This is a genomic window from Oceanobacillus sp. J11TS1, from assembly GCF_018333215.1.
Classification (GTDB): Bacteria; Bacillota; Bacilli; order Bacillales; family Amphibacillaceae; genus Oceanobacillus.
This window is the reverse complement of the sequence record NZ_BORO01000004.1, coordinates 46,584-58,920: the sequence shown is the minus strand read 5'-3', so window position 1 is coordinate 58,920 and position 12,337 is coordinate 46,584. Positions and strand designations below refer to the sequence as shown.

Genomic DNA, 12,337 nt, shown 5'->3' with positions numbered 1-12,337 from the left:
TAAAAGAATGCGACCAAGACCATTAAACTTTGAAGAACTAGTTGACATAAACAGACAAGAATTATTAAACGATGAAAAAAGTATATCACAAATTGAAGAGAAGTTAGAAAAGAAACAAGAAGCTTTCTTACTTTCTCATAAAAAAAATAATAATGAATTAACCGCTGAGTAGGAGAAATCCTTACTAGAGCGGTTTTTTTATAGGTTAGGAAATTATAAAATTGTTTGCGTGTGGATAACTATTTAGATAAATAGTCACGTCTAGCTCCAAGCGCCAAAAACTAGGAGATTTCGCGCCGCGCCCTACGATAAAGAAGACTAGGCGACTGACAAGCCGGCAGGCGCAGGCAGAGCCGTAGTCGCGCTTATGCCCGTGGTGAAAGTCATCATCGGTTCGTCACCTCACCGTGATTCCTTTATCTCAGTTAAGCCGCTCCAGTCTCTACGTTTTTAAACGGGCGCTCTGCGCTTTTGTTCTAGCAAAACTGTTAAGCATTCTACGTATATAAAAAAGTCGCGGCTTGTAAAAAGAGACAAGCGATGAATCTTTCTCAAAGAGAATTCAATTCTAGCGCAGGGCTGATGCTGGCGGGTTCCTACATTAACAGGCTAGCGTATAATCACCACAATTATTGACGAAACTGATAGCGTTAAGACTAGAGAAGAAAAGGTGAGTGTATGCTATTATTTGGAATGATTTCGATCGGTAATATTGGCGTTAATGTTTCTTATGTTTATATCCTATTAATTCTCTTAAGCAGTATTATTGTCTACTGTGTGATTAGAAAAATATATAAATGGGCGATTCAGAAACAATTGTTACGGTTTCTTTCCTACGTAGGTACAAGTACATTTGTTATTTGCTTAACAGCTGTATTGGCTATTGGACAAGAAAGAGATGTTTGGCACTTTTTAAAAGCTGCCATGCAAAGCTTAGCTTTTTTAGGATTTAGCTTAGCGCTTTTCCCATTACTGCATCAATTTATATTAAAAAGAAAATAAAACACGCTAATAGAAGGAAAATACTTCCTGAACACGTCTCATGTTGCTTTATTTACAAGCCGATTCTATTACTCAAAACCAATTGGTATACTTCAGAGGGGATACTTCTCTTTCTTCTATTAACAACTTTATCCAGTAACGGAAGAAGTGGACGAAAATAAATACTTGTTTCTTAACCTTCTTTTGTCCATGAAAAAGCTTTCATTCTCCTTATTTTCTTTTTGAATGTGCAGGAGGCCACTCCATTTTTCCAAGCGAGGAAGGTACAAAGTAACTGGAATGTTGTTTCCTTGCAGGTAGGGATTTTGGTTTATCGGATTTCCAATTAATATATTGCCCGACAAGTCGTTTCGCCTTAGATAAAGACATTTTTACTGGTGGATTACGATAGGTTTGATTTAGTGAACCAAAATGCTTTAATTGCTTTAAATCCCCTTTTGTAGGAGGGATATGAAAACAATAATCTCCGACCTCAATAAGTACTGTAGAATGTTGATTACTGAGTTTGGGGTGGTCGGAAAAATGCAATCCTTTTTTAACTGCTTTTTTCTCTTTAAGTAACTGTTCAATGGCTTGTTTTTTTAACTGGTATAGCTGTTTAGGCTGGGGAGCAGTTTTTGCATGCTTATTGATAACAAATAGAGCTTGCGCTATTTGTTGAACCTCAACTTTATTTTCCATTTTTAAACCTCCCTTGTAAAATGGATTTAATTACAATCTGTTTTAATTATTACTCTAACCTAAACTTCATGGAATTTCAATACTATCTCGCAAAAATACGAACAAATGAGCTGCTTTTGTGGCTTGAATAAAAAAAGGCTATAGTTTTGCTACTACAGCCTTTTAATATGTTTAATTGAAAGCATATTTTTTGATATTCGTATTGTCACTGCCAAAAGGCATGGTAACAAGGTTTAGAGCATCGGTATTTCCTAATTTACTTTTTTTAAATCATCTAGGATAATATCCATATTTTCTATCTCAACACCATTATAACTTTTAACTACTTCCCCTTCAGGACTGACTAGAAAAAAGGATGTTCCGTGCAGGACTTGATCCTCTCCATCAGCAGGGGCTTGGACGAGATTTTTAAAATGCTTAATTGAAAATTCACGAATCGTTTCAAAATCATACCCTGTTACAAACGACCAATTATCAAAGTCTACATCATAATTAGAGGCATAATCCTTTAAAATTTCAGGTGTATCGTGTTCTGGATCTACACTAAAAGATACAAGTTGTGCTTGAATGTCTTCCTCTGCCATCATGGATTGCAGGTGAGCCATGTTATAGGTCATCGGCATACAAACCGTTGTACAATTTGTAAAAATGAAGTTAGCCACCCACCATTCTCCCTCTAAATCATCTAGAGAAAGTTTTTTTTCATCTTGGGTTGTATATTCAAAATCGGGAACTTGTTCAGACATTGTTGTTTGAATGGCGTGACTGTTTCCACATGCTGCTAAAAGGAAAAATAAACCAATAGGTATCAGGTATCGTTTCATATTATTAAATCCTTTCCCAATTATCTTACGTTCATTATAGCATTGGATGATTTGTTGAGAAAGGACTCTGTATGAAGGAATTTTGACATTTCGAAAGCAACGCTTACCTTGAACATTAGGAGGAATGTAATGTAAATACGTGTAGCTCTGGCCTACAGAAAAAACGATAAGGTAGCCGAGTTGTGCCAATACCGCTATTTACATAGAGTGTTAGTTGGTCTGAAATGATATATTTACCTTGAACATATTTTTCCGCATAAGCAGGCGTATATAAATCACCAATGAAAGGAAGACGTACTTGCCCACCATGACTATGTCCTGATAATTGAATGTCCACTGGATATTCTTTTACAGTATCTGCAAGATCAGGTTCGTGCGCAAGTAGAATGGTGAAGTCTGATTCAGATTGCGTTTCTAATGCTTTACCTATATTTGGACTTCCCAACATAGCGTCATCAAGACCTGCTAATAAAAAGGAAGCATCGCCACATTGAATCCGTGAAGCACTATTTTGAAGGAGCGTAAAATCTGCAGCTTCAAATGTCTCTAGTAATATCTCTGTTCCGTAACCCCCGTGATCATGATTCCCGTAAATCCAAAATTTCCCTTTTGGGGCATCTAATTCTTTCAGTAGATTTATAAGTTTATCATTCCAGTTGTAATTATTGGGCTTATCAACAAGGTCGCCAGTAAATAGGATTAAGTCAGGTTTCAGATTATTAATTTTTGAAACGAGTTTTTGAAATTGTTCTAAGTCATAATGAAAACCTAAATGCGTATCGGAAAATTGGACAATTTTAAACTGATTAAAAGCCGTGGGAATTTGCGAAGAAGTAATCGATTCTTCTGTAATTGTAAGTAATGAAGGTTCAATTTCACGAGCATAAAAATAAGTTCCTCCGCTTAAACCCAGTAATGTCAATAAACTTCCAAGGGACCGTTTTAAAAATGTTCTGCGATTCATTGTATAATTTCCTTTCTGATAACCCGATGTAAAAATTATAGCACGGATGGGAGGTTTTTTTCATTTGGAATCTCTTTGATTTGTCCTATAGAAAGCTGCACTTTATATTTTTCTAGGATAAGAACCAAAGGATGCAATAACCGTGAGAGAAATTCGGAAGTATGTTAAACTACTATATGTATGGATAAATGATAAATAAACATGTAGTATGTTTTGAAATTGGTAGTTTATGTATTATCATTTCAGGGTATATAACACAAGAACTGGGAATGTAAATAATTAACCATAGAAATGAACAAGTGAATTAGGAAGTGCTGTTTAAGAAGGCGTATATGTTGTTTTCACGGAATTTCAAAATGTTGATAAGCACCCTGAAATAAACAAAAGGTTGTTTTACATGAAGAAGGGGGTAAACAATGTGAGTGCAACACAAGATAAGCAATTAATCGATATTAAGATAAGTGAAGTGCTTATACCTGCTGAAAAGGTGGCGCACGTTCAACTTAATAATCCATTGGAACACGCATTGCTGGTATTAATGAAATCAGGTTATACCGCAGTACCAGTGCTTGATGCAACATATAAGTTTGCTGGTATTATTGGTAAAACGGCTATCCTAAATGAAGTATTAGGGATAGAAAGTTTTGAAATGGAGCGCTTATCAGAAATAAAAGTTATGGAAGTAATGACTAGTGACGTTCCAACATTAACAAGGGAAAATAATTTATTAGATGGTATTAATGCTTCAATTGACCACCCATTTGTTTGTTTAGTAGATGCAGACGGTTATTTCGATGGAATATTAACAAGAAGGGCCATTTTAAAGCAAATAAAAAAAGATACTTACATGAATGTATATAAAAAATAACAGCAGAGCCTCCTTTATGGAGAAGAGTACGTCGGTATCTCACATAAAGGAGGCTCTTTGCATGTATAAAGTACCGAAAAAGTTCTTATTTGATTAGAAAAGTCTGATATGAATTTTTATTTATTTTAGTTGATGAGGATGCGTACGTCTGCTAAAGTAATAAAGAGATTATAAAATGGAGGAGTAGTTAATGATGGATGCAAATGAAATTATACAATTTATTTCCAATAGTACAAAAAGTACACCAGTAAAAGTATATGTTAAAGGTGATTTAGACAAGCTACCTGAACAGGATGGCATAAAAGCGTTTGTTGATGCTAAAAGTGGTACGTTATTTGGTGAATGGAAAGCGGTAGAAAAATACTTGAATGAAAATGAATCCGTTATCGAAGACTATGTTATTGAAAATGATCGCCGTAATTCTGCAATTCCTATGCTGGATTTAAAGAATATCAACGCACGTATAGAACCAGGTGCAATAATTCGGGACCAGGTTGAAATTGGAGATGGCGTCGTGATTATGATGGGGGCGTCTATTAATATTGGTGCCGTTATTGGTGAGGGAACAATGATTGATATGAATGCAGTTCTTGGTGGAAGAGCAACAGTAGGGAAAAACTGTCATATTGGTGCAGGCACTGTATTAGCGGGTGTTATTGAACCGCCTTCTGCAAAACCAGTGGTTGTGGAAGATGATGTGGTTATTGGTGCGAATGTTGTGGTTCTTGAGGGAATTACTATCGGAAAAGGATCTATTGTTGCAGCTGGATCTATTGTTACAAAAGATGTTGCGCCTAATACATTAGTTGGTGGAACTCCTGCACGTGTGTTAAAGGAAATCGATGAACAAACAAAATCGAAAACGGAAATTAAGCAAGAGCTTCGTAAATTAGATAATTAAGGCAGTTGAGTAGTATATGACAGCATTTGATTTGCAACGTGTTCGCAGGGATTTACATCGCATACCTGAATTAGGTTTTCAAGAAGAGAAAACACAGCAATATTTGCTAACCAAAATTCAAGAAATGGCGACAGACCGTGTTCAAGTGAAAACGTGGCGCACAGGTATTCTAGTACATATTGACGGGACCAGTCCTACAAAACGGATTGGTTTCCGTACAGATATAGACGGTTTGCCAATTTTAGAAGATACGGGGTTTGATTTTTCTTCCACACATGTTGGGAAAATGCATGCCTGTGGCCATGATTTTCATATGACGATTGCACTGGCAGCACTGCAAAGAATAATTGACCGACCGGTAAAAGATAATGTTTTGTTTGTTTTTCAGCCGGCCGAAGAAGGTCCAGGCGGTGCAAAGCCGATGATTGAATCGAAGGAGTTTCTTGATTGGAAGCCGGATACAATCTTTGCATTGCATATTGCTCCAGAATTACCAGTTGGACAGGTATCTTCCAAACCTGGGCTTTTATTTGCGAATACGAGTGAGCTGTTTATCGATTTTAAAGGTCTTGGCGGACATGCCGCTTATCCGCATTTAGCAAAGGATATGACGGTAGCGGCAAGTAACTTTGTTGTTCAACTTCAACAAATTGTCTCTAGAGGGCTAAATCCTTTAGACGGTTCTGTCATTACGATTGGTAAGATGGAGAGTGGCTTTGTTCAGAATGCAATAGCGGAGACAGCACGCTTGGAAGGAACGATTCGAACGACAGAAGCTTCATCTATTTCCATCGTAAAAGAAAAGCTGGAAAAGCTGATAAAAGGTTTTGAAATAGCGTATGAATGTAAGATAAACGTAGATTATGGATCTAATTATTATCAAGTAGTAAATGCAGAGAAGTATGTTGAACAATTTAAAGAATGCCTATCTAGTACAGATGTGGAATATATCCAGGCTTCTCCGGCAATGACTGGGGAGGACTTTGGGGATATGTTAAAAATAATTCCTGGTTTTATGTTTTGGCTTGGAGTGGACTCCCCGTATGGGCTTCACCATGCGAAGTTAGCTCCTAAAGAAGAAGCACTTGCTATTGGTGTTGAAGCGGTAGAAACATTCATACGATCATTTGGTTAAGCTACCAGACTAAAAAGACTTCCTTTGAATAGGAAGTCTTTTTAATTTAGGTTTATATGATGAAAATCGTACATATATTTCAGTCTTTCATCATATATCAGGTAAAGAGTAAAAAAGGAGTGACATGATGCGGATTTACGATATGCTTCCGGATTTGTCTGATGTAAAACAATTGGGTGCAAGCAATTATAAAGTTGCGCTATTAGGTAGTAAACCAATCATTGTTGTTTTTTGGTCAGTAAGTTGCTCGTCCTGTGGTTATTTTTTACAACAATTAGCTGAAGTCCCAGAAATAAAGTCGAAGGAAGTTGTTCCGATTTTAATTCATACGTATTTAACTAAAGAATATCCAAATGCAGCAGAAATCAGGTATAAATTAGACCAAATTCGTATGGATGCTATTTGCCTAGATGATGTCGATGATCAGTTAACAAATAAATTTCAATTTCGTTTTGTACCTGCTTTTTATCTATTTGATAAGTATGAGAGACTGCGGTTTATGCAGATTGGCAAATCTTCTACGAGCTTAATAGAGAAGCGTCTAAAACGTTTGTTACATACGAATTAAACCATCCTCTATTCTTTATAGAATAGGGATTTTTTTTGGATTGGGACGAAAATACCTAAGCCACCCGAGTAGTTTTTTTGTGAAATAACTCTTTTAAAATAATTTTCTAAAAAATTTTACAAAACAGTAGAATTTTATTTCGGAAACCGTTATATTAGTTAATACGGAAAAGAGGAAGGGGGAATAAATCTTGAATGTATTTAAAAAGTTAAAACATTATTACTGGCCTTTTAAGAAATACTTTATATGGTCAATTATCTGTATGCTTATTGTTACGGCTATTACAGTCGTTTATCCAATTATCCTTCAAATTACGATTGATGAAGTAGTAGCTGGACAAAGATATGGATTGATTCCTTATATCTGCGGAGCTTTCTTAGGGGTAATGATTATCAAAGGGGTATCTACCTTTTTCTTTCAATACCTTGGCGATTTATTTGGAATGACTGCTGTATATAAGCTGCGTGGATCCTTATATGATAAGTTGCAATCCCTGGCATTTAAGTATTATGATAACGCAAAAACAGGGGATATTATGTCTCGCCTGACTGCAGATGTAGAAGGTTTTCGTTTTTTTCTCTCTGTCGGTTTTGCAGAATTAATTCGTGTTGTCTCTCTAATGCTAATTAGTATTTCGGTTATGTTTTATTATTCCATTCCTCTTGCACTTATTACAATGATGGCAATGCCGTTTCTTGCAATAGTGGTTTATAAATTCGATAAGCAAGTCCATCCGGCTTTTCGAAATGTAAGACGCTCCTTCGGTAGACTGAATACAAGGGTACAGGAAAATATTAGCGGGATGAATACGGTCAAATCGTTATCGAGAGAAGCGTTTGAGATTGGAAGGTTTTCTGAAAGTAATGATAATTATCGTCAAAAATATCTGTTTACTTCAAGCTTATGGGCAAAATATTTTCCGGTGATGGAGTTTATAGGAAATGTGAGTGCCGTCGTCTTATTAGCATTTGGCGGTTATTTTGTTATTAATGGTTCCATGACAACTGGGGAATTAATGGCATTTTTCAGTTTAGTCTGGTTTATTATGGGACCGCTTATGAACTTAGGATTTATTATCAATCAATTTTCTCAAGCAAAGGCATCAGGGGAGCGATTGTTAGAGATTTTAGAAGCGCATGAAGATATAGAAGAAAAACCTAATGCTATCGATACGAAGATTCAAGGTCATGTCACTTTTAAAAATGTGACTTTAACCTATATTGAAGAAGACGATGAAGCATTAAAACACATCACTTTTGATGCTCCTCCAGGAAAAACAATTGGTCTAATTGGAGCAACTGGATCCGGAAAAACAAGTATTACCCAACTAATAACTCGATTTTATGAACCGGAAGAAGGAGAAGTGCTTGTTGACGGTCGACCTGTTTCGGACTATCAATTGAAAACGCTTCGCAGTCAAATTGGTTTCGTCTTGCAAGAGCCGTTTCTGTTTTCGACGACAATCAAGGAAAATATCTCTTATGGTACACCGGGAATTAAAGATGAAGATATTATTGCAGCTGCGAAAATGGCACAAGCGCACGATTTTATTATGGAGCTTCCAGATGGCTATGACACCCTGCTAGGAGAACGGGGTATGGGACTATCTGGGGGGCAGAAGCAGCGTATTGCTATTGCCCGTGCAATTTGTATTGACCCAAGTATTCTTGTGTTAGATGATGCAACGTCTGCTGTTGATATGCAAACAGAGCATAAAATTCAAAAAGCATTAAGAGAAGTAATGAGGAACAGAACATCCTTTATTATTGCGCATCGTATTTCTTCTATAAAACATGCTGATGAGATTTTAGTATTAGAAGATGGAGAAATCGTGGAACGTGGTACGCATGATTTCTTATTAAACAATAATGGACCATATGAACGTATTTACAAAATTCAATACCAGGATCGTGAAGAAATTGTAAGCGTGGTTAATTAAAGGGAGGTGGAACAGATGGGGAAAGCAAAAGAGCCACAAAGACAAAGTAAACATTTAAAGCGATTTCATTATACCGTGGATCAAGCCATTGACAAGCCGTTTAATTGGTCACAGATGTGGAGGCTGCTTCAGTATTTAAAACCGTATTTGAAAACGTATTTACCTGGGGCTATTATTGCAATGGTTATTGCAACAGCTATTCGATTGGCAATACCAATTTTAATTGGTAAGGTAGCTGTGGATATTGCGATTGCAGGCAACGATACGAATCTTTTGGTCTATCTAGTTATTGGTATAGCAATACTTTATTTGATCAGTTTTGTTGCCAATCGCTTTCGGATAAAATGGGTAAATATATTAGGGCAAAATGTTATTTATGATTTAAGACAAAAGTTGTTTTCTCACGTACAACATTTATCACACCGATTTTTTGATACGCGCTCAGCAGGATCCATCCTTGTACGAATTTTAAATGATATTAATTCTCTGCAAGAGTTATTTACAAATGGAATTATAAATCTATTAATGGATATTTTAATGTTAAGCGGAATAATCGTGATTCTGTTTATTATGAGTCCACCATTAGCATTAGCTGTTGTCATTGTGATCCCATTAATGTTTCTGATATCTACTGCATTACGTAAAAAAATAAGACGTTCTTGGCAATTGGTTCGCTTACAGCAATCTAGAATGAATTCCCATTTAAATGAAGGACTTCAAGGAATGCGAATTACACAGTCTTTCTCTCAAGAGAAGGAGAACGCTGAATTCTTTGATGGAGTTAACAGTGGTTATTTTAATAGCTTCCGTGACGCAGCAAAGAAAAGTGCCTTTTTCAGACCTCTCGTGGATATCTGTGATGCAGCAGGAACCATTATATTAATTGCCTTTGGTTCTTATTTGATTCTTAACGGAACAATTGAATTAGGTACATTTATTTCCTTTGCCTTTTTCTTGGGAATGTTTTGGGAACCAATTTCTAGACTTGGGCAGATGTATAATCAATTGTTAATGGCAATGGCTTCTTCGGAACGTATTTTTGAATTCTTAGATGAACAGCCTAATGTTGCTGAAAAAGAAAATGCTTATGAGATGAAAGAAATGAAAGGTCATATTGAATTTAATGAAGTAGAATTTGCCTATAATGCTGATCGTTTAGCATTAAAGAAAATATCCTTAGATATTAAAGCAGGGCAGACCATTGCTTTGGTTGGTCATACAGGAAGCGGCAAGTCTACCATTGCCAATTTAATTAGTCGCTTTTATGATCCTACAAGTGGAGCAGTTCGAATAGACGGGCATGATTTGCGGGATGTGACGCTAAATAGTTTGCGTCAACAAATTAGTGTAGTCCTTCAAGATACATTTATATTCTCTGGAACGATTATGGAAAACATTCGTTTTGGGAGACCTGATGCTAGCGATGAAGAAGTAAAGGAAGCTGCAAAAGTTGTAGGTGCAGATAGTTTTATCAGACGCTTAGCAAATGATTATGAGACTGAAGTGGAAGAGCGGGGGAATATCCTATCTGCTGGAGAAAGGCAATTATTGTCCTTTGCAAGAGCGCTCTTAGCAAATCCGAGTATTATCATATTGGATGAAGCAACAGCAAGCATTGATACGGAATCAGAAGTAAAGATTCAGAGGGCTCTAAAACACCTTTTAAAAGGTAGAACCTCCATTATCATTGCGCACCGTCTTTCTACTATTCGGGAAGCAGATTGTATCTATGTACTAGAGCAAGGAGAAGTTCTGGAATATGGAAATCATCAAGAATTAATGAGCCAGCAAGGAAAATATTATGAGCTGGTAAAATCACAATTTACTATGTTAGATGCTATGTAGAGCAAAAAAAGGGAACAGCTTTTTATTAAGTTGTTCCCTTTTTTATGTTAATATAAGGAGCAGGAGAATGGAGGTTTCTTATGAAAAAAGATTTTGCAGTAATTGGTTTGGGCCGGTTTGGCGGCAGTGTATGTAAGGAACTTAGCGATAAAGGAATGCATGTCCTGGCAATTGATACCGATGAAACTAAAGTAAATGAATATAAAAATATTGCTTATCATTCTGTGGTGATGGATGCAACAGATGAAGATGCTTTGAAAGAAATTGGAATTACAAATTTTGACCATGTTATTGTAGCTATTGGTGAAAACATTCAAGCGAGTATTCTGGCTGCGGTTATATTAACTGATTTAGAGATAAGAAGAATTACGGTTAAAGCACAGAATGATTATCATGAAAAAATACTGAGCCGTATTGGTGTTCATCATGTTGTTCATCCGGAGCGCGATATGGGGAAACGGTTAGCGCACAGCTTTATTTCCAATAATATTTTAGAGTATCTAGAACTTTCCAATGAGTACAGTATTGTAGAAGTCATTGCCGGAAAGAAAATGATTGGAAAGAATTTAATTACACTTGACGTCCGGGCAAGGTTTGGATGTAATATTGTTGCGATAAAAAGAGATGCAGAAATTGATGTTTCCCCTGAAGCAAACCAACCCTTAAAAGAGGGGGATATATTAATTGTCATAGGGGCAGATCAGGATATTGATCGTTTTGAAAAAGCTTTGGTTTTTGAATAAACATACAAAGAGGTTGGGACAAAAAAATCAAGAAGCCGAACAATTGTTAATAGCGCGGAAGAAATATAGGCAGACTCCTGTGGGAAAGCACGGGGGAAGACCTGAAGAAAAGACCCATGGAAAGTGGCGTATATTTTCAAAGTGGTATTTGCACAAAGGATGTTCGGAAGTTGCTGGATAAATTTGTCTCATCCTTTTTTATATGAATTTATCAAAGGGGATAGACGTTTTATCACTTATTTAGAATTATATGTTGCTGTACCGGTAGATAACGATTCGTTCATCTGGATTCAGCCAGTAGGCTTTTAGTTTTATTTCTAGATAGAGCTCAAATGGACTGTAGTGTTCAAGGAAATGAATATAAGAGTCATGCGGATAATATAAAATAATGTCTACTTCTCTAGGTTTGCTTGCTATGGATTTTTGAATATTAGAAATAACACGTTGGAAGATTTGTATGGAAAATGGATTGAAAAAGTAAAAACGATTATCCATGGCTGAAATGGTATATTCCTCTGCTAAACAGCAAATAAATTGAATGTTCGCTTGATAACAATCTGAAGCAGTTAAGTGTCGATAAGCCTGCAAGTTATGCTGCGCATCGTTAAAAAATTGGGGATCCATTTCTATTCCAGTAACAGAGATATGCTGGAAATAATGGAGGTAAAAAGGTAAACGTCCTTTTCCGCAGCCAAAATCAATTACTGAATCTTGTTTGCCAAAAGAATAAGCCTTCAATAACTTTTCTAATGCGCTATATGGAGTGGGTTCATAAGGATTATAGTGATGGGATTCAGGATATGTAGTTTTCTTATTTTCCATTGTATGAATGTTTAATAATTTATCGTAGTATTTGTCCTTCATGAT

At 36.2% G+C, this 12,337-nt stretch carries 13 protein-coding genes; 9 read left to right on the top strand and 4 right to left on the bottom strand.

Annotated elements, in window-relative coordinates:
• Positions 1 to 7: 7 nt before the first annotated feature.
• Positions 8 to 172: an FbpB family small basic protein gene (locus KI343_RS04670; protein ID WP_212925278.1), complete on the top strand. Its 165-nt coding sequence runs from the start codon at positions 8 to 10 to the stop codon at positions 170 to 172.
• A gap of 506 nt (positions 173 to 678) precedes the next feature.
• Positions 679 to 1,002, top strand: a complete 324-nt coding sequence (locus KI343_RS04665; protein ID WP_212925277.1) for a hypothetical protein — start codon at positions 679 to 681, stop codon at positions 1,000 to 1,002.
• 210 nt (positions 1,003 to 1,212) lie between these two features.
• On the opposite strand, the gene KI343_RS04660 is transcribed toward KI343_RS04665, so the two are convergent.
• The 3 genes from KI343_RS04660 to KI343_RS04650 all read right to left on the bottom strand — a co-directional run bounded on the left by KI343_RS04660 (position 1,213) and on the right by KI343_RS04650 (position 3,471).
• The gene (locus KI343_RS04660; protein WP_212925276.1) at positions 1,213 to 1,683 is read right to left on the bottom strand and encodes a YkyB family protein; all 471 of its coding nucleotides are present in this window, start codon (positions 1,681 to 1,683) and stop codon (positions 1,213 to 1,215) included.
• 251 nt (positions 1,684 to 1,934) lie between these two features.
• A complete protein-coding gene (locus KI343_RS04655; RefSeq protein ID WP_212925275.1) occupies positions 1,935 to 2,507 on the bottom strand; it encodes an SCO family protein in 573 nt (190 codons plus the stop codon).
• A 115-nt stretch (positions 2,508 to 2,622) separates the two neighbouring features.
• Entirely contained in the window at positions 2,623 to 3,471 is an 849-nt protein-coding gene (locus KI343_RS04650) for a metallophosphoesterase (RefSeq protein WP_212925274.1), read from the bottom strand.
• 418 nt (positions 3,472 to 3,889) lie between these two features.
• Here KI343_RS04650 and cbpB point away from each other — a divergent pair, with 418 nt between their 5' ends.
• From cbpB to KI343_RS04615, 7 genes are all read left to right on the top strand, one after another.
• Positions 3,890 to 4,339, top strand: coding sequence for a cyclic-di-AMP-binding protein CbpB (cbpB, locus tag KI343_RS04645; RefSeq protein WP_212925273.1), 450 nt, complete (start codon positions 3,890 to 3,892; stop codon positions 4,337 to 4,339).
• Between the two features lie 190 nt (positions 4,340 to 4,529).
• Positions 4,530 to 5,240, top strand: coding sequence for a 2,3,4,5-tetrahydropyridine-2,6-dicarboxylate N-acetyltransferase (dapD, locus tag KI343_RS04640; protein ID WP_212925272.1), 711 nt, complete (start codon positions 4,530 to 4,532; stop codon positions 5,238 to 5,240).
• A 16-nt stretch (positions 5,241 to 5,256) separates the two neighbouring features.
• Positions 5,257 to 6,375, top strand: a complete 1,119-nt coding sequence (locus KI343_RS04635; RefSeq protein WP_212925271.1) for an N-acetyldiaminopimelate deacetylase — start codon at positions 5,257 to 5,259, stop codon at positions 6,373 to 6,375.
• Positions 6,376 to 6,502: 127 nt separating this feature from the next.
• Entirely contained in the window at positions 6,503 to 6,943 is a 441-nt protein-coding gene (locus KI343_RS04630) for a TlpA family protein disulfide reductase (RefSeq protein WP_212925270.1), read from the top strand.
• A gap of 190 nt (positions 6,944 to 7,133) precedes the next feature.
• Positions 7,134 to 8,882 (top strand): ABC transporter ATP-binding protein, encoded by a 1,749-nt coding sequence (locus tag KI343_RS04625; RefSeq protein WP_212925269.1) that lies wholly within the window; start codon positions 7,134 to 7,136, stop codon positions 8,880 to 8,882.
• 15 nt (positions 8,883 to 8,897) lie between these two features.
• Positions 8,898 to 10,727, top strand: a complete 1,830-nt coding sequence (locus KI343_RS04620) for an ABC transporter ATP-binding protein (protein ID WP_212925268.1) — start codon at positions 8,898 to 8,900, stop codon at positions 10,725 to 10,727.
• 80 nt (positions 10,728 to 10,807) lie between these two features.
• Positions 10,808 to 11,470 carry a potassium channel family protein gene (locus tag KI343_RS04615; RefSeq protein ID WP_212925267.1) on the top strand — a complete coding sequence of 221 codons (663 nt, stop codon included), beginning with the start codon at positions 10,808 to 10,810 and terminating at the stop codon, positions 11,468 to 11,470.
• Positions 11,471 to 11,716: 246 nt separating this feature from the next.
• Here the strand turns inward: KI343_RS04615 and KI343_RS04610 are convergent, their stop codons facing one another.
• A complete protein-coding gene (locus tag KI343_RS04610; RefSeq protein WP_212925266.1) occupies positions 11,717 to 12,334 on the bottom strand; it encodes a class I SAM-dependent methyltransferase in 618 nt (205 codons plus the stop codon).
• Between the last annotated feature and the right edge of the window lie 3 nt (positions 12,335 to 12,337).